The sequence below is a fragment of the Streptomyces sp. NPDC005141 genome, assembly GCF_053599975.1.
In genome coordinates this window covers 258882-276861 of the sequence record NZ_JBSFYW010000003.1, presented here as the reverse complement: position 1 = coordinate 276861, position 17980 = coordinate 258882, and the positions used below count along the sequence as shown (strand labels likewise).

At 71.1% G+C, this 17980-nt stretch carries 16 protein-coding genes; 9 read left to right on the top strand and 7 right to left on the bottom strand.

Features of this window, described 5'->3' with window-relative positions; genetic code table 11:
• Positions 1 to 124: 124 nt before the first annotated feature.
• Positions 125 to 1105 (bottom strand): zinc-dependent alcohol dehydrogenase, encoded by a 981-nt coding sequence (locus ACWD68_RS04065; protein WP_451804897.1) that lies wholly within the window; start codon positions 1103 to 1105, stop codon positions 125 to 127.
• A gap of 108 nt (positions 1106 to 1213) precedes the next feature.
• Between ACWD68_RS04065 and ACWD68_RS04060 the strand changes: the two genes are divergently transcribed.
• From ACWD68_RS04060 to ACWD68_RS04040, 5 genes are all read left to right on the top strand, one after another.
• Positions 1214 to 2023: a CDP-alcohol phosphatidyltransferase family protein gene (locus ACWD68_RS04060; protein ID WP_451804896.1), complete on the top strand. Its 810-nt coding sequence runs from the start codon at positions 1214 to 1216 to the stop codon at positions 2021 to 2023.
• 247 nt (positions 2024 to 2270) lie between these two features.
• Positions 2271 to 3152, top strand: a complete 882-nt coding sequence (locus ACWD68_RS04055) for a DNA-3-methyladenine glycosylase family protein (protein WP_451804895.1) — start codon at positions 2271 to 2273, stop codon at positions 3150 to 3152.
• A gap of 159 nt (positions 3153 to 3311) precedes the next feature.
• Positions 3312 to 4451, top strand: a complete 1140-nt coding sequence (locus ACWD68_RS04050; RefSeq protein ID WP_451804894.1) for an ABC transporter ATP-binding protein — start codon at positions 3312 to 3314, stop codon at positions 4449 to 4451.
• Positions 4448 to 5158 carry an ABC transporter permease gene (locus ACWD68_RS04045; protein WP_451804893.1) on the top strand — a complete coding sequence of 237 codons (711 nt, stop codon included), beginning with the start codon at positions 4448 to 4450 and terminating at the stop codon, positions 5156 to 5158. Before ACWD68_RS04050 ends, ACWD68_RS04045 begins: the two co-directional genes overlap by 4 nt.
• Complete coding sequence (locus ACWD68_RS04040) at positions 5155 to 5829, top strand: ABC transporter permease (protein ID WP_451804892.1); 675 nt, start codon at positions 5155 to 5157, stop codon at positions 5827 to 5829. Before ACWD68_RS04045 ends, ACWD68_RS04040 begins: the two co-directional genes overlap by 4 nt.
• A 45-nt stretch (positions 5830 to 5874) precedes the next feature.
• On the opposite strand, the gene ACWD68_RS04035 is transcribed toward ACWD68_RS04040, so the two are convergent.
• The 4 genes from ACWD68_RS04035 to ACWD68_RS04020 are packed head-to-tail and all read right to left on the bottom strand — an operon-like array spanning position 5875 to position 9856.
• Positions 5875 to 6486: a GTP-binding protein gene (locus ACWD68_RS04035; RefSeq protein ID WP_451804891.1), complete on the bottom strand. Its 612-nt coding sequence runs from the start codon at positions 6484 to 6486 to the stop codon at positions 5875 to 5877.
• The gene (locus tag ACWD68_RS04030) at positions 6437 to 6868 is read right to left on the bottom strand and encodes a DUF742 domain-containing protein (protein WP_451804890.1); all 432 of its coding nucleotides are present in this window, start codon (positions 6866 to 6868) and stop codon (positions 6437 to 6439) included. The genes ACWD68_RS04035 and ACWD68_RS04030 overlap by 50 nt, the downstream gene beginning before the upstream one ends.
• A 58-nt stretch (positions 6869 to 6926) precedes the next feature.
• Positions 6927 to 7400, bottom strand: coding sequence for a roadblock/LC7 domain-containing protein (locus tag ACWD68_RS04025; protein WP_351545754.1), 474 nt, complete (start codon positions 7398 to 7400; stop codon positions 6927 to 6929).
• A gap of 2 nt (positions 7401 to 7402) precedes the next feature.
• Positions 7403 to 9856: an ATP-binding protein gene (locus ACWD68_RS04020; protein WP_451804889.1), complete on the bottom strand. Its 2454-nt coding sequence runs from the start codon at positions 9854 to 9856 to the stop codon at positions 7403 to 7405.
• A 455-nt stretch (positions 9857 to 10311) separates the two neighbouring features.
• On the opposite strand from ACWD68_RS04020, the gene ACWD68_RS04015 reads away from it, so the two are divergent.
• Positions 10312 to 11271 (top strand): glycine betaine ABC transporter substrate-binding protein, encoded by a 960-nt coding sequence (locus tag ACWD68_RS04015; protein WP_451804888.1) that lies wholly within the window; start codon positions 10312 to 10314, stop codon positions 11269 to 11271.
• A gap of 129 nt (positions 11272 to 11400) precedes the next feature.
• Positions 11401 to 13050, top strand: a complete 1650-nt coding sequence (locus ACWD68_RS04010) for an aromatic amino acid lyase (protein WP_451804887.1) — start codon at positions 11401 to 11403, stop codon at positions 13048 to 13050.
• A 177-nt stretch (positions 13051 to 13227) separates the two neighbouring features.
• On the opposite strand, the gene ACWD68_RS04005 is transcribed toward ACWD68_RS04010, so the two are convergent.
• Positions 13228 to 14721, bottom strand: coding sequence for an MFS transporter (locus ACWD68_RS04005; protein WP_451804886.1), 1494 nt, complete (start codon positions 14719 to 14721; stop codon positions 13228 to 13230).
• A gap of 315 nt (positions 14722 to 15036) precedes the next feature.
• Here ACWD68_RS04005 and ACWD68_RS04000 point away from each other — a divergent pair, with 315 nt between their 5' ends.
• Together ACWD68_RS04000 and ACWD68_RS03995 are read left to right on the top strand one after the other, a co-directional pair.
• The gene (locus ACWD68_RS04000; protein WP_266763922.1) at positions 15037 to 15615 is read left to right on the top strand and encodes a TetR/AcrR family transcriptional regulator; all 579 of its coding nucleotides are present in this window, start codon (positions 15037 to 15039) and stop codon (positions 15613 to 15615) included.
• 183 nt (positions 15616 to 15798) lie between these two features.
• Positions 15799 to 17463, top strand: coding sequence for a serine/threonine-protein kinase (locus ACWD68_RS03995; RefSeq protein ID WP_451804885.1), 1665 nt, complete (start codon positions 15799 to 15801; stop codon positions 17461 to 17463).
• A gap of 111 nt (positions 17464 to 17574) precedes the next feature.
• On the opposite strand, the gene ACWD68_RS03990 is transcribed toward ACWD68_RS03995, so the two are convergent.
• Entirely contained in the window at positions 17575 to 17976 is a 402-nt protein-coding gene (locus tag ACWD68_RS03990) for a hypothetical protein (RefSeq protein ID WP_451804884.1), read from the bottom strand.
• Positions 17977 to 17980: the final 4 nt, after the last annotated feature.

Genomic DNA, 17980 nt, shown 5'->3' with positions numbered 1-17980 from the left:
AGGTGCGGTGCGTCTGATCCTCTGCCGGGATCACGTCGTGTAGTACGGCTGTCCGGTTCACCTTGTTCAGCCGCTTGTCGCCCTTTCTTCGGAGTCCCCTGAGGTCAGGCCGGTTCTCGTCGGCTCAAACCTCTTCGTAGGCCACGCGGTGGCACAGGGCGGGTATCGATCCGGAGGCGAGTTTCCCCATCACGTCGGGGAGTTCCCCGAAGGAGCACTCCCCGGTGATCAGGGCGTCGAAGGCCGGTTCGGCGAGGAGTTCCAGGGCGAGCGCGAGCCGGTCGGCGTAGGTCCTTCCGGCCCGTCCGGAGGGGGAAACGGAACCCACCTGGCTGCTGCGCAGGGTCAGGCGGCGGGAGTGGAAGGCCTCGCCGAGCGGCAGGCCGACCCGGCGGTCGCCGTACCAGCTCAGCTCGATGACGGTCCCCTCCGGGGCGAGCAGGTCGAGGGAACGGGTGAGTCCGGCCTCGGTGGCGCTGGCGTGCACGACGAGGTCGAGTTCACCGGCGGCGTCATCGGGGAGCGCGAAGTCGATGCCGAGCGCCCGGGCGACGGCACCGCGGGCCGGGTCGGCGTCGACGAGCTGGACCCGTACTCCCGGGAAGCGGGCGAGCAGCGCGGCGACCGAGCAGCCGACCATGCCGCCGCCGACCACGGCGATCCGGTCGCCGATCAGCGGGGCGGCGTCCCACAGGGCGTTGACCGCGGTCTCGACGGTGCCGGCGAGGATGGCGCGGGAGGCGGGCACGGACTCGGGTACCACCGTCACGGCGCTCGCCGGGACGACGTACCGCGTCTGGTGCGGGTAGAGGCAGAAGACCGTGCGCCCGAGCAGGTGCCCGGGACCTTCCTCCACCTGGCCGACGCTCAGATAGCCGTACTTCACGGGCGCGGGGAAATCCCCGTCCTGGAACGGTGCGCGCATCGCGGCGTGCTGGTTCTCCGGGACTCCCCCGCGAAAGACGAGGGTCTCGGTGCCCCTGCTCACTCCTGAGTAGAGCGTGCGTACGAGCACCTCCCCCTCCGCGGGCGCGGACAGGGCGACATCCCTGATCTCACCGCGGCCCGGCGATGCGAGCCAGAAGGCGCGAGCTGTGGGTTCCATGAGCGTCCCCCTGAACGATTCAGCAGATCTTCACGTACGGAGCAGTGACAAGCCGCGCACACGGTACGCGGCGTTGATCGAATCTGTCATACGGCCGGAGGATGTGCGGTGGCCCTGAACAACATGTACGGCGCGAGGCTCCCCCAGCAGGAGACCATGGTCGGAGCCGGTGCGCAGCTCCTGCTGCTGGCCCTGCTGGGCACGGCGATCGGGATGGGGCCCGCGGGCTGGCTGACCGGCCTGGCGTTCGGGATCGCCACCTGGGCGGTGCTCACCCGTGCCCTGCGGCGCACACAGCCCCGCTCCTTCGGACCCGCCAACCGTGTCACCCTCGGCCGCGCGATCCTGGTGGGCGGCGTCACCGCCCTGGTCGCGGACTCCTTCCAGAGCTCGCCGCCGGTGAGTCTGCTGGTCGGCCTGACGGCGGTGGCCCTGATCCTCGACGGCGTCGACGGCAAGGTCGCCCGCCGGACCAATACGTCCTCCGCCCTGGGCGCGCGCTTCGACATGGAGGTGGACGCGTTCCTGATCCTCGTGCTGAGCGTGTACGTCGGGATGTCGCTGGGTCCGTGGGTGCTGCTGATCGGCACGATGCGGTACGCGTTCGTCGCGGCGGCCCGGGTGATGCCGTGGCTGAACGCCGAGCTGCCGCCGAGCATGGCGCGCAAGACGGTGGCGGCCATGCAGGGCGTCATCCTGCTGGTCGCGGGCGCCGGGGTCCTGCCGTACGCGGTGACGCTGGGGGCCGTCCTGCTGGCCCTCGGGCTGCTCGTGTGGTCCTTCGGCCGCGACATCGGGTGGTTGTCGCGGCAGAGCCGCCGTGGGCCCGTCGAGCGGGTCCGGGAGGACGAGGCCGAGGACGAGCGGCCGCGGGAACTGGTCGGCGCGGCTTCGGCCCCGGCGCGTTCCGAGGGCTGATCACCTGCCCGTCGCAGACGGCAGGTAGCAGGTAGCAGGTCATGGCTCCACGGGGATGTCAGCAAGTGATCTTCGCGCCGTGAACCGTGTGGTTGTCCCTAGCGCCACCGGTGGCACCGGCGAATCCGACCAGGACGTTCGGCGGCAGGGGTGACGGCCGTGGGAATACTTGACGGAATCTGTCATGTATTGCCTCCACAGTGGTGCGCACGGACGCGGCCGACGTGTCCCGAGCGGGAGGTTGGACATGGCGCGGCACATGGTCACGTTCGAGGTGGCGGGTCCCTGGTCCCTGGAGAACAGCAGGGAGTTCTGGGAGGAGATGGCACCCGTGCCGCCGGCCGGGGCGGCGGGTACGGGAGCGGCGCTGCGCACGGTGTTCCACGCCGACGCCGACTGGCGTCGCGCCGCCGCCGAGGTGACACAGAGCGGGTCCACCGCCCGGGTCCTGGTCACGGGAGACGGCGATCTGGATTCCGCCGCGGAGCAGGTGCGCCGCTTCCTCTCCCTCGACGTCGACGCCCGCGGCTGGCCGGCGGTGGGCGACCGCGACCCCGTGATCGGCCGGATCCAGGCGCGCCGGCCGGGACTTCGCCCGTGCGGCTTCCACTCTCCGTACGAGGCCGCCGGCTGGGCGGTGCTGACCCAGCGCACCGGGATGACGGCTGCCCGGGGCATGCGCGACGACCTCGTCGGCCGTTACGGCACCGGCGGCGCGTTCCCGGCACCCGAGGCCCTGCTCCGGCTGGACCTCGAACTGCCCTGGCGCAAGACCGAATACCTGCACGCCGTCGCCCGGGCTGCCCTCGACGGACTCCTGGACGGCGCCCGACTGCGCCGCCTGGAACCGGAGGACGCGATGCGGCAGGTCCAACAGGTCAAGGGGCTGGGCGCGTTCGCCGCCGAACTGGTCGTCGTCCGCGGCGCGGGCCATCCCGACGTCCTGCCGGCCCAGGAACACAGACTCGCCGCCGAGATCGCCGAACAGTACGGACCGGATCACGATCTGACCGAGATCTCCGGGAACTGGCGGCCGTACCGCACCTGGGCCGCACTCCATCTGCGGGTCCTGCGCGGCGAACGTATGGGCGCCGAGAGGACCCGCGGGACGCGGACACCCACGCGATAAAGCACGCCCGCCCATCCGGAGCGCCCGGTGAAATCGGACGTCCGCGCGACAGTCACGACCTGTCGTGACCGAGAACGAACATCAACTGGCTAGACTACGCACCCTCGTGCACGCGATCGCGCCACGCGCGAGCAAAGCCGTTCCGAAGGGTTTCGACGCTTGATAGCCATCGAAGATGTCAGCAAGCGATACGCCGACGGCACGGTGGCCGTCGATCGCCTGTCTCTGCAGATACCGAACCACTCCATCACCGTTCTCGTCGGACCTTCGGGCTGCGGCAAGACCACCACGCTCCGCATGATCAACCGCATGGTCGAGCCGAGCAGCGGCACGATCCGGGTCGACGGCGAGGACATCCGGAGCCGGCCGGTCAACGCCCTGCGCCGCTCCATGGGTTACGTCATCCAGAACGCCGGTCTCTTCCAGCACCGGACGATCATCGACAACATCGCCACGGTGCCCCGGCTGCTCGGCTGGTCCAAGCAGCGAGCCCGGGACCGCGCGGCGGAACTGATGGAACGGGTCGGCCTCGACCCGGCCATGGCCCGCCGCTACCCCTACCAGCTCTCCGGCGGCCAGCAGCAACGCGTGGGTGTGGCCCGCGCGTTGGCCTCGGACCCGCCCATTCTTCTCATGGACGAGCCGTTCTCCGCGGTCGACCCGGTCGTTCGCCGGGGCCTGCAGGAGGAGTTGCTGCGCATCCAGGGCGAACTGGGCAAGGCCATCGTCTTCGTCACCCACGACATGGACGAGGCGATCACCATCGGCGACCGCATCGCCGTCCTGCGCACCGGCGGCAAGCTCGCCCAGTTCGCCGCGCCCGACGAGATCCTGTCCTCGCCGGCCGACGCGTTCGTGGAGCAGTTCCTCGGCGCCGACCGGGGCATCCGCGGTCTGTCGTTCCTGTCCACCCGCGATCTCGAACTCGACCGCTCCCGGGTCTTCCCCGTCGGCTCCGACTGGCGGGAGATCGCCGGACGCGAGACGGGAGGGGCGCCGGTGCTGGTGACCGACGCCGGCGGCAAGCCGCTCGGCTGGGCCGATCCCGGCGCCTGGAGCGGTGACGTGGAGACACTCGAACCGTACGGGCAGAGCTTCGAGGTGGGCCGGGACTCGCTGCGGGTCGCCCTGGACCGGGCCGTGCTGTCGCCGACCGGGCACGCGGTCGCCGTCGACGGCGGTGGGCAGGTGCTCGGGGTCGCCGGGCAGGAGACGGTCGCCGCGGCGATCCGGCTGGCCCGGCAGCGAAGGGCGGCGGACGCCCCGCAGGACACGTCGTCGGTGAAGGCGCTGCGATGAACGGGTTCTTCGACATACCGAGCGACCTCCAGCACAGCTATGGCGGCCTGATCGCCATCCATATGCAGGAGGCGCTGGTCCCGGTGCTGGTCGGTCTGCTGCTGGCGCTGCCGGTCGGCCTGCTGTGCGTCCACTACGACTGGCTCTACCCGCCGGTGCTGTGGACCTCCACGGTGTTCTACGCCATCCCGTCGATCGCCTTCTTCGTGGTGCTCATCGACTACACCGGGCTGAGCCAGCTGACCGTGATGATCCCGCTGTGCCTGTACAGCCTGGTCGTGCTCGTACCGGCGGTCGTCGACGGCATCCGCTCGGTTCCCGAGGAAACGAACGCCGCGGCCTCGGCCATGGGCATCGGCCTCGCACGCCGCTACTTCCAGGTCCAACTGCCCATCGCCGTACCGGCGATCATGGCCGGACTGCGGGTGGCCGTCGCCTCCAGCATCAGTCTGGTGAGCATCGGCGCGCTGATCGGCAACCAAGGAGGGCTCGGCAATCTGCTGACCACCGCGCAGTTGTACGGCCGCCCCCGCCTCGCCGTGACGTCGGTGGTCACCACCGCCGCCCTCGCGATCGTGATCGACGCCCTGCTGGTCCTGCTGCGGCGGGTCCTGACCCCCTGGGAACCGCCGTCCGCCCGTGCGGCACGGCGCTCCGGGGCCACGACCGCGGGCGCCGCCGCCCGCACCCCGGAGGGCGTGAAGTGAACGTACTCGACTTCATGCGGTCCTTCTTCAGCGACGGCACCCACTGGCACGGCTACGACGGCATCCCGCAACGCGTGTGGGAACACCTCCAGTACACCGCCGGAGCCCTGGCGATCGCCGCGGCCATCGGTCTGCCGGTCGGCCTGATCACCGGACACACCGGGCGCGGCGGCAACGCGCTGGCCTTCCTGTCCGCGGGCGCCCGCGCGCTGCCGACCTTCGGACTCCTGGTCCTGATGTTCGTCTGGCTCGGTCTCGGCATCGTGCCCGTGATGATCCCGCTCGTGGTGCTGGCGATCCCCCCGATCCTCATCACCACCTACGAGGCCATCCGCACCGTGGACCCCTCCCCCGTCGATGCCGCCCGGGGCATGGGCATGCCGGAGACACAGATCCTGTTCCAGGTGGAGGTCCCGGCGGCGCTGCCGCTGATCCTCAGCGGACTGCGCTCGGCGACGGTCCAGATCGTCTCGACGGCGACGATCGCGGCCTATGTGGCCCTCGGCGGGGTCGGCCGGTACATCCTGGACGGTCTGTACCAGCACAACTACGAGAAGGTGGCCGGCGGGGCGGCCCTCACGGCCGTCCTCGCGCTGTTCGTCCTCGTGCTGTTCTGGGCCGTGGGCCGGGTGGCGGTCTCTCCCGGTGTGCGCAGGCGCCGGGCCGCGTAGGAGCGGTACCACCACGGCGGGGACGGCCTTCGGGCCGTCCCCGTCTCAGCGTTCGGCCGTGGCGAGGGCGTGTTCGAGGACGACGAGCAACGCGTCCCGCACGGACCCCCGGTCGCGTGCGTCGAACACGGTCAGCGGCACATGGTCGCCGACGTCGAGCGCCCACCGTACGTCGTCCAGATCGTGTTCGATCCTGCCGTCGAAGGCGTTGACGGCCACCGCGAACGGGATCTGGCGGTGCTCGAAGTAGTCAACGGCCGCGTAGCAGTCGTCGAGCCGCCGGGTGTCGACGATGACGAGCCCGCCGAGCGCTCCCTCGACGAGGTCGTCCCACATGAACCCGAACCGCTCCTGGCCGGGGGTGCCGAACAGGTAGAGCTTCAGGGTCGGGTCGAGCGTCACGCAGCCGAAGTCCATGGCGACGGTCGTCGTCACCTTCTCCGGAGTGTGGCTGAGGTCGTCGACTCCGGCGGCGACCGAGGTGATGGACGCCTCGGTGGTCAGCGGCTCGATCTCCGAAATGGCGCCCACCGTGGTGGTCTTGCCCACGCCGAAGCCGCCCGCGATCACCATCTTCACGGGCAGTGGTGGCCGGGGCGTCTCGTCGTCAGCCCTCACGGACCGCGCCCCGGGAGTCGGGGATAGATCGAAGACCATCGATAACCCTTCGCAGAACAGTGACATCGCGGTTGGAGTGGGCCTGCGGGGCGTACAGGGCCAGTTGACCGTCGGCGCGCAGATCGTCGGCGAGCACCCGGATCACGTTCAAGTGCATCCGGAGTTTCGCCGCGATCTCCGCGAGCGACTGCGGTTCACGGCAGACCGTGAGGATGTCGCGGTGCTGGTCGAAGACGAACGCGTCCAGCGCCGCGAGCCCCACCCGGGTGGCCACCACCTGCGTCTCGATCGGGATCGGCGGTACGAGGCTGTCGCCACCGGCGATCCGCCCCGCGGTCAGCAGGAACGGCCGGACGACCGAGGCGGGGCGCTCCACTCCCCACTCGGCGTCGTCGCCGGCCAATGGCTCGCCGGACGTCATCACGTCCTCCCCCTTCACCTCGCGGGGCGTCACTGGTCATGTGACACCCCGACGGACGTCAACCTGTCGGTGCGATGCCCACGGTGTTCTTCAGCTCCATGACCAGCTGCGGGCTCAGCACCGCACCGGCCCGGTTGGCGAACAGGGTCATCTCGTACGCGATGTTGCCGAGCTTCGCCTCCTTCGAGGCCACCACTCCGAGCACCGCTCCCGCGCCGAGGGCGGACACCAGCACGTGCCCTTCCTCCAGGTCGATGATCACCTTGTTGAGGCTGCCGAGCCCGTAGTTGCCGGAGGCGCCCATGGCGAGGCTGGTGATACCGGAGACGATCGCCGCGAGCCGTTCGGAGTCGGCCTGACCGCGCAGTTGGGAGACCGCGATCAGCAGCCCGTCGGAGGAGACACCGATCACGTCGACGACCCCGGCTGTCTCGGTGGCGAATCGATTGAGCAGCCAGTTGAAGTCGGCAGCGGCGGTCTTCACGTCCGTCGCGGGTTCCGCGGCTCGGGACTCCGGCTCGCCTGTCCACATGGTCACGTGCTCATGCCTTCCGGGGAAGAGGGTCTTCTGTTCTGGATGTCGTGTTCGGCCGGGCCACCGGGCCTGCCGCCCGGCCGGATCGCCCCGGTCGGGGCGTCCGCGGCCGCGCTCTCTCGCTCGGCCCGCAGGACGGCGGCCTCGAACTCGTCGAGCTCGTCACGCGCCGCCTCGGCGTCGGTGGGCGCCCAGGAAGGCGGCCGACGGTGGGTGATGGGTTCCTTGGGCCGGGGCAACCGGCTCGACGCCGTGCCGGCCGACAGCGTCGCCCCGCGCACCCTGCGGCGCAGCGGACCGGCATCGCCGGGCCGCACCGGGGCGGTGGGGCTCTGACCCGGGTCGATTCCGGTGCCGGGCCGGGCCCCGCCGTGTGTCATGGCGCGCTCGGCGCCGACATCCGTCATGGGTTCCGAGCGGCGGGCGTGGCCTGGGGACTCGGCGCCCTGGGAGCGGGCGGGCACCCTGCGGGGCAGGCCCGCGGGTCCGGGCGGCGGCTCGACCTGTGCCGGGCGCGGCTCGCTCGAGCCGGAGCGGCGCGCGAGCGGCTGGATGTGCGGGGCCCGTGTCGGGGCGCGGCCGGGGTCGGCGAGCACGAGGTGGGAGGTGGGCACCGCCACGGTGGCGGTGACACCGCCGCCCGGGGTGCGCGACAGGACGACCTCGATGCCCCAGCGCCGCGACAGACCGCCGACCACGAACAGACCGAGGACCTCCGTCGGCGCCAGGTCCAGGCGCTCGCGCCGGATGAGCCGGGCGTTCTCCTGCGCCAGCCGATCGGGGCTCATGCCGAGCCCGTGGTCGATGATCTCGACGAGCGCTCCGCCCCCTTGGTGCCGGGGCCGCAGGACCACTTCGACGCCGCTGGTCGCCGGGGAGAACATCACGGCGTTCTCCAGCAGTTCGGCCAGCATCAGCGTGAGGTCGCCGACGATGTCGGGGACGACGGTGACGTCGCCCTCGGCGTGCGGGGTGACACGCTGGTAGCCCTCGATCTGACCGAGCGAGGCGCGGACGATATTGCTGAGCCGCATCGGTTCGGTGTTGAGGCCGGTCTCGCTGATCCCGGCGAGCAGCATGAGGCTGTCCGCGTTGCGCTGGAGACGGACGGCGATGTGGTCGATGCGGTAGAGCCGGTCCAGCACCTCGGGGTCGGTCTCACCGCGCTCGACGGAGTCGATCAGGGCGAGTTGACGGGCCGTCAGGTTACTGACGCGGCGTCCGACGTTGCCGAACATCTCGGCGATGTTGCGCCGGCTGACGACCTGGCGTTCCAGCAGCGCGCTCGCGGTGACCTGAACCTGGTTGAAGGCTTCCGCCAGTTCACCGATCTCGTCGCGCACGGGCACGGGCACGGCTTCCAGCCGCGGCGGGCTCGCGTCGTCGGCGTCGTCGTCGGCGACGCGGGCGAGCTCGGTCTGGGCGGCGCCGGCCACATGCTGGGCCGCCGCCGTCAGGGTGCGTACGGTCCGCACCACCGAACGGCGGGTCAGCACGGAGAACAGCAGCCAGGCGGCGAACGCGAGCAGGTTGCCGACGACCAGCCACGCCACCCGCCACCAGGCGCCGTTCGACGCGGACTGGGCATGCGCGGCGATCTCGCCGATCAGTGACTGGACGATCTTCAGACGGTTCTCCGCCTGCCGCTCATACGTGGGGTCGGCGCGCAGCGCGTCGTCGAGCGCGGCACGCAGCTGCGTCGCGTTCTCGGCGACCAGACCGCCCGGGTCGACCTGGAGCGCGGCCCAGTGTTGGGCGATGACGCTCTGGTACGGGCTGTGCTCGATCTCGGCGAGATCGGTGCCCTGCTCCTGGCTGGCGAACCGGGTGAACCGCTCGGCCTGGTAGGTGTACTGGTTGTAGTCGCCGACCGCGCCGGTGAACTCGATGAGCGCGTTGGAATCGCGGGTGCGGGACGCGAAGACGCTGGTCTCGAAGGAGGCGTGGGCGGCGTCGGCGCGCAGCAGCGCGTCGAGCAGATTGCCCGCGGACGAGGAGGACTCGCTGCCCGACCGGCCGAGACCGAGGCCGTTGATGAGGCCTTCGATCACCGCTCCGTACGCCGGGTCGATGTTGTCGGCGGGGATGGGCCCCTGCTCGATGGTCTTGCGGAGGCTGTCCAGGCCCTCGAGTTCCTTCAGCGCCTGGGCCTCGCCGTCGGGCAGCCGGTCGCTGTAGGCGGCCCGGACGGCTTCGATGCGGGTGTTGACCTGCTCCTGCGCGTCCAGGTAGCCGGCGGTGTCGGGCGACTTCTCCCCCGGGCGGGCCGCCTCGTAGCGCAGGGAGACCAGGAGCGCCTGCCGGTGCTCGGTCTGCACGGCGTCGATGAGCTTGGTCACCTGTGCGCTGTCCCGCACGAGTTGGGCGGTGTCGGCGGCGGACCGGGCCCGGTCGATCTCTCCGTAGACGACATACGAGAGCATCACGGATATGACCGCGAGCGGCACGATCACCAGAACATTGAGTTTCCGGCGGAAAGGCCAACGGTCCAACAGGGATGGTGTCCGGCCGGTCCGAAGAGCCGTGGACGGCTGCCCCGAGGCGGCTTTTCTGTGCGCGGGCACCCAACCTCCTTGACTTCATTCCCCGTTGGAAACCCATAGGCAGGGCTGTATGGATCAATGGTCACGAACGGCGCGATCGGGCCGACAAGTGGAAGGGGGCCCTCGACGCGGCCAACACTAGCGGCTGCCGCAAGAGTACGGCCATGATCAACCGAAAAGTGGCACGCGGAGACGCCTGGTTCGCTCGCATTTTGGTCACGTTGCGCCTACGGGCTGAAGCTGTACGGTCCCCATCAGTGATCTATTCGTGTCTTGACGGTAGTTGAGGCGGCTCGATTGGATCGTCAGGACCGTCACCACCCGCGCCCACCGGCCACCACCGCCCCACCCATTGCCAAGTCTGGATGACCAACGTGACCATCGCCAGAAGCACTCGAACCTCCGCCACCTACGCTGTTTCCCTGCTGGTTGTGGCCGCGGCCGCACTGACGGGCTGTGGTTCCTCCGACGACTCCGGCAAGGACGACCCGCTGAAGGGGGACGCCGCCAAGGGCGGTACGGTCGTTGTCGGTTCCAACAACTTCCCCGAGAGCATCCTGCTCGCCGACATCTATGGCGAGGCCCTCAAGTCCAAGGGCGTCAAGGTCAGTTACAAACTGAACATCGGCAGTCGCGAAACCACGTACGGCCTGATCAAGAACGGCACGATCACGGTCCTTCCGGAGTACAACGGCGCTCTGCTCGCCTACCTGGACGCCAAGGCCACCCCGACCACCGTCGAGGAGACCAGCAAGGCGATAACGGCCAAACTCGACGCCAAGCTCTCCCTGTTGACTCCGTCCGAGGCCCAGGACAAGGACGCGATCGCCCTGAACCAGGCCACGGCCAAGAAGTACAACCTCACGGACAAGTCGACCATCGCCGACCTCGCCGATGTGGCGAAGGACCTGGTCATCGGCGGCTCCCCCGAGTTCCAGACGCGGCAGCAGGGCCTGAAGGGCCTGAAGTCCGTATACGGTCTCGAATTCAAGAACTTCAAGGCGCTGGACGCGGGCGGCCCGCTCACCGTGACGGCCCTCAAGGGCAACAACATCCAGGCCGCGGATATTTTCACGACCGACCCCGGAATCAGCAAGAACAAGTTCGTCGTGCTCCAGGACCCGAAGAATCTTTTCGGATTCGAGAATGTAACTCCGCTGACATACAAGAGCGATCTGTCGGCGGCCGGAGTTTCCGTCCTCAACGACGTCTCGGCGAAGCTCGACACCGAAACCCTCGTCAAGCTCAACAGCGAGGTGCAGGACGGCAACAAGGACCCGCTGGACGTGGCGAAGACGTGGCTGTCCTCGGCGGGACTCAGCTGACGTCGGCAGCGGCAGCCGGCTGACCGGTGCCCGCGGGCCGGGGAGTCGTCCTCCCCGGCCCGCCGTTCTGTCTTCTGACTTCTGTCTTCTGTCTTCTGTCGGCGTCCGGCTGAGGAGTGAACGCCCGTCATGCTCAAGCGCACGGCCGACACGGCCACCGGCGGCACGGCGGGCGACACCGCACCGCCCGGTGCCGCCCTCCACGGCCAGGGCCTCGACGCCGCCTCGGTGGCCCGGATCGCCGACGGTGCGACACCTCCTCCCCCGCATCCGGCGGCACTCGAGTCGATGGAACGCACCCGGCGTGCCGCGCGCCGGCTGGCGGCGGAGGGCGCCCGGGTCTACGGGCGCAGTACCGGTGTGGGCGCGCACCGGGGCCTGGCCGTCGAGGAACACGACGGCGCGGGCCACGATCTGCGGCTGCTGCTCAGTCACGCGGGCGGCGTGGGCGAGCCCCTGCCCGCACGCCAGGTCCGCGCGATGATGGTGGTGCGCGCCAATCAACTCCTCGCCGGTGGATCGGGGTTGGGTCCGGAGATCGCGGTGGCCGTCACAGAGGCACTCCGCGCGGGTGTGCATCCCCGGATCCCCGAGTACGGGTCCGTGGGGACCGGTGATCTGACGGCGCTGGCCCAGCTGGGTCTTGCCCTCTTCGGCCACGGCACCTGGCTGCGGGGCAGTGCGGGCCCCGAGAGCCGTCCTTCCGAGCGACCCATCTCCGGGTTCGCGTTCCCGCAGAGCCCGCTTCCAGAGAGCCCGTTCCCCGAGAGCCCGCTCCCGGAGAGTCTGTCCATTCAGCGAGGCGACGCACTGGCCCTGTTGAGCAGCAACGCCCTCACTCTCGGCCAGTCCGCGCTGGCCTGGCACGATCTCGGCATTCCGCTCCGCGCCGCACACCTGGTCGCCGCGCTCTCGCTGCACGCGGTGGGAGGCTCGCTCGAGCCGTACGCGCCCGAGGTCCACCGGGCCCATCCGCACCCGGCGATCGGGCGGGCGGCGGACCGGGTCAGGACACTGCTCGGTGGGGCGGCCGGGAACGGAACGGTCGTACCGCAGCCGTCGAGCGGAGTGGCGGCACGGGTGCAGGACCCCTTCGGCTTCCGCTGTTTCCCGCAGGCCCACGGGCCCGCGACGGAGGCGTGGTCGGGCCTGGAGCGGGTGCTGTCGATCGATCTCAACTCGGCCGCCGAGAACCCCCTCATCGGCTGGGACGAGACCACGGGCGCGCCCGTCGCACTTCATCACGGCGGCTTCTTCACGGCGCCGCTCACCCTCGCGCTCGACCAGCTGGGCCTCGCCGTGCTCGGTACGGCCCGGCTCTCGGCGGCCCGGCTGGCCGCTCTGGGCCGACCCGAACTGACAGGGCTGCGCTCCTACTTGGCCGACACGTCCTCGGCCGGGTCGGGAATGATGATCCTGGAGTACAGCGCCGCGTCCGCCCTCGCCGAGATACAGGCGTGCGCCGCCCCGGCCGCGCTCGGGCACGTGGTGCTGTCCCAGGGCATGGAGGAGGCGGCGACCTTCGCGACCCAGGCGGCCCGCAAGTCGCTGCGGCTCGCACAGGCGTACCGGCTGGTCCTGGCCTGCGAACTCGTCGCCGCCGTAAGGGCGCTGCGGCTGCGCGGCACCCCGCCCGCTCCGGACACCCCGGCGGGGCGTGCCTACGTCCGTGCGGCGGCGGCTCTGGACCCGGACATGCGGGACCGCCCTCTCACGGACGATGTGACCGACGCGTCGGCGCTGCTCGAGGAGTTCGGGGACCTCAGCGACATCTGCTGAGCGGCCCCGGCGGGCGAGGCCACCCCCGAGGCAGCGCCGGGCCCGTGGCTCCGGAGCAGGGCCGGTGCCAGGGCCGGAACCGGAACGGAGACGGCACTGGCGCCGGCCCTGGCCCTGGCACCGGCACCGCGATCCCGGCGCTCACGCCGGCCCCCGCGCGGCACCGGTCCCGTACCGTCAGCTCCGCGCACCCGGTGCGACAGCCCCGGCTTCGGTCGTCGCACCGGCACCGGCACCGGCATCGACACCAGGGGCACTGCTCACGGTCTGCCCCGAAGCCCGGGGTGCGCCGGAGAGACGCACCGCGCGCCGGACGGGGACGAGGAGCGCGGCCAGTGCGGCGGCCAGGCAGAGCAGGGCGAGCAGGGTGAACCCGTGGGTGTACCCGGACTCGTACGGCAGGCCCGAGGACTGGAGGTGGCCGGTCACCAGCACGCTGGTCACCGCGGCGCCGATGGATCCGCCGATGGTGCGGATGTTGGCGTTCATCCCGGTGGCCGCGCCGGTCTGTTCGACCGGGACGCTGCCGACGATGAGGTTGGCCATCGCGGCGAAGGCGAGGCCGATGCCGAGGCCGAAGACACCCGCCGCGAACGCGACCTGCCACGGCCGGTCGTGCCAGAGGGCGAGGAATCCGCAGGCGACCGCGCCGAGAGCCGCACCGGCGACCAGCAGTTTCTTGGCGCCGAGGACGGGCTCCAGGCGGCCGCTCAGCACGCCCGAGCAGAACATCGCGATCAGCATCGGCAGCATGAGCAGCCCGGCCGTGGTCACACTCGCGCCGAAGCCGTAGCCGGCCGAGCTCGGGGTCTGGACGAACCCGGGGAGGAAGGACCAGATCGCGTACATGCCCGCGCCGAACAGCAGCGCGGCGGTGTTGGTGGTCCACACGGCGGGCAGCCGCATGATGCGCAGGTCGATGAGCGGGCTGCGGGAGCGGGCCTCGGAGCCCAGCCAGAGCGCGAAGAGCAGCACGGCCGCGACGAACAGACCGATCACCTCGGCCGATCCCCAGCCCCAGTGGCTCGCCTGGCTGAGCGGCAGCAGCAGCGCCACGAGCCAGCCCGAGAGCAGCACGGCGCCCAGCCAATTGACGCGCCCCTGGGCCCGGTTGGGCGACTCGGGGACGTAGCGCAGGGCGATCAGCGTGGTGACCGCGACGACGGCGACGGGGATCCAGAACAGCCAGCGGTAGTCGAGCGCGGTCACGATCGGACCGGCCGCCACCATGCCGACTCCCCCGCCGGCGGCGATCACGGCGGACAGGTTGCTGATGCTCCCGCTCACCTCGGACGCGGCGAACTCGTCCCGGATGATGCCGAAGGACAGCGGGAACAGGGCTCCGCCGATGCCCTGCACGACCCGGGCGGCGATCAGTACGCCGATGGTGGGCGCGAGCGCGGCGAGCAGACAGCCGGCCAGGACGGCCAGGAGAACGGCGACGAGGGTGCGTTTCTTGCCGATCAGGTCGCCGACCCGGCCGAGGATGGGCGTGAAGATCGATGCGGACAGCAGGTACGCGGTCATCACCCAGGTCGCGGTGGACTGCGAGGTGTGCATCGCGTGCTGGACGGTCGGCAGGGCCGGTGCGATCAGCGATTGGAGCATGGCGAACACGCCGGCACCGGTCGCGAGGACCGCGAAGGTGAGGCGGGTGGACGTGCGGGGCATGAAGAGCCTCTCCGGACAGGATGCGGCCGAGGTCGTCGGGCCACGGTCGTACGGGACGGGCAGGTTTCGGAGCAGCGTCGGGCACACCGACGATCGCGACGGCGGTCGCGGAACGGACGTTTCGGGGGGCGGGGCCGTGCGGTGCGGTCACCGCACGCTCCGCCGGGGATCAAGGACGGGGGCACGAACGCGTCGGCTGCGCGAGCGGCCGCACGCGTCCACGCCGAACGCACCCCGACTGGTAAAGTGGAGGTACCCCTCCACTGTAGCGGAGGCACCCCTCCGCTTCAACCTCGATCCAGCCGGGAGGCAGCAGTGACGGCACAGCCGTTCCCCGTCAGCGAGATCGTCGCGTCCCGGCGGCCGCACCGGAAGGACGCGGCCCGCAACTACGACGCGCTGCTGGCGGCCGCCCGCGAGGCGTTCGCGGAGAGTGGCGCGGAGGCCTCCCTGGAGGACGTGGCCCGGCGCGCGGGTGTCGGCATCGGAACGCTGTACCGGAACTTCCCGACCCGCCGCCACCTCTTCGAGAGCGTCTACGCGGGCGAGGTCGACGACCTGTGCCGGGTCGCCGAGGAGGTCGCCGGGCTGGAACCGTGGGTGGCACTGACGTCATGGCTGCGCCGCTTCGTGGACTACACGGTGACCAAGCGGGCCATCCGCGAAGCCCTCAACGACGAGTCGGAGATCTTCCTGGCCTGCCGGGAGTCGATGTACGCGGCCGGCGGCCCCCTCTTCGAGCGCGCGCAGAAGGCTGGCGAGGCCCGGGCCGACATGACCTTCGACGACCTGCTGCGCATGGTCGCCGGCATCACGGCGACGAACTTCCTGGACGACGCCCAGCGCGACCGCGTCCTGTCGGTGGCGCTGGACGGGGTCCACGCACCCCGCTGACCAGGGGTCCGGCAGAGGGCGGCGGAGGAGGCTGCCGCCTCCTCCGCTTCTCCCCGGCGACCGCGCGACCGACGGGCCCCGCCGGCTCGCACGACTGGGCTAGAGTCGGCGCGGTCCCCGGTCTGACGTTCTGCCGTGGGGGGTTGCGCGCTGGGGGATGACGGCACCATGCGGTACGAACACATGGAACTTTCCGGATACGAGATCCAGGAGGTCCTGGGCCGAGGCGGCTTCGCCACGGTCTACCGGGCACGCCAATTGGCGGTGGGCCGGGAAGTGGCACTGAAGGTTGACAGCAGGGCGCTGGCCTCGGACCGTGACCGGCAGCGCTTCCTGCGTGAGGTCACGGCGGCGGGCCAGTTGTCCGGGCATCCGCACGTGGTCCCGGTCTACGACGCGGGCGTCCTCGGTGACGACCGCCCGTACATGGTCATGGAGTTGTGTCCCGGTGGCTCGCTCGGCGATCGCCTGCACCACCACGGACCCCTCGCCGCCAAGGAGGCCCGCGACATAGGGCTGGGCATCGCCGACGCGCTGGCCGCGGCGCATGCCGCCGGGGTGCTGCACCGCGACATCAAGCCGGGCAACATCATGGTCAACCGGTACGGCGCCGCCGCCCTCACCGACTTCGGTCTGGCGGCGATGCCCAGGCCCGGCCGGGAACTGTCGGTGACACGCGAGGCGCTGACTCCGGCGTACGCGCCGCCCGAGGCCTTCCAACTGGCCGAACCCACGACGACCGGCGATGTGTACTCACTCGCCGCGACGCTCTACGCCCTCCTGCGGGGGCGTCCGCCGCACCACCCCGAGGACGGCACCCAGCTCAGTCTCGCGGAACTCATCGTCCGGCACACCTGGCCCTACTCCGATCTGCCAGGAGTGCCGCACGCCTTCAACGAGGTGCTGAGACACGCCCTGGCGACGGATCCGGCGTCCCGGATGCCGGACGCGGGGACGCTGCGGGACGCCCTGGCCGCCGTCGACGTCGACGGCGCCGATCGAGGCGGGTTCGGGCCGGCGCCGCGCACGGCCACCACCGTGCCCGCGTACCGGGCCGCGCCGCACACGCCGCCCGGCACCGTTCCCCCGCCGCCCTCGGGTCCGGTCACTGCGGACGGCCGCCCCGGTCGCCCGGGCGGGAGCGGCGGGCCGGACACGGAGGGCGGCCGGACGGCCGGCGAGCGCGGCGGGTCCGCCCCCGGCGGGGCGAGCACGGTCGCGGAGCCCCTGGACCGCAGGTCCTCGCGGTGGCGGCCCGGACTGATCGGCGTGCTGGCGGCCGTGGTCACGGTGAGCGTGTCCGTCACCCTGGTGATCCATCAGTACGGGTCTCCGGGCAGCCCCGGCTCCTCGTCCGCCGGGTCCCCGACCCCGAGCGTCACGGACAAGGGCTCGCCGGGCGGCGACGCGGCCTTCGGCGGCGTGCGGACCACCCGTCGCGGCTGCGCCGCCGCGGACGTCGAGGGGGTGGGCGGTCGCTGTGTCACGACCCCGGAGTGCTGGAGCGGCATCACCGACATCTCGGGGACCGTCACCGTCAGCCGCGCCGACTGTCACATCGAGCACGTGTGGGAGACCTTCGCGATCGCCCCGCTGCCCAAGGACGGGATGACGTACAACGCGAGGGATCTCGCCAAGCACCCCGTCGTACGAAGTCTGTGTTCGCAGCAGGTCACGCGGAACTCCCTGACGTCCACCGGCCGCGCGGACGGCGTCCGCTGGGACGTGGACGTCCTGCCGCCGACCGCCGCGCAATGGGCCGAGGGGCTACGGGTGTTCCGCTGCGTCGCCGCGGCGCTCACGGACGACGGGCAGACCACGAACAGCCACTTCGGAGCGGACGGCTGACGGGACATCACGCCGGAGTTCCTCTCCGGCGAAACCGGTCCGCCGGGCCACCGCCACGTACGCGTCACCCCTGAGGCCCCCGCCCGGAGGGGCCGGAACCGGCCGGAGCCTTCAGGCGATCGACCGGACGGACCCGGTGCGGCACAGCCACCGCCAACGTCGCCGCTCCGTGACGCACGTGGCGGCGGCCAGCAGGGTGACCGGACCCGCCACCCAGCCGGGCCAGGCCAACCACGCGAACACCACCGCCGCGACGAGCTGCAGCAGAACCAGCAGCACGGTCGCCCAACCCGGCACCGGAACAAGGACGTTGCTCTTGTCCCCCGGTGTGGCGAACACGGTCGGCAGACCGATCAGCACCACGACCGAGAGCACGGCGAGCGGCCACGAGTAGCCGGACAGGGCCCAGGGCGCGGCCACCCAGGCCACGAGTTCCGTCGCGAAGCGCAGAACGGACGCCGTGCGGTCGTCGGGTCGCCCCGACGCGGTATCTCCAACAGCGGTATCGGTCACCGCG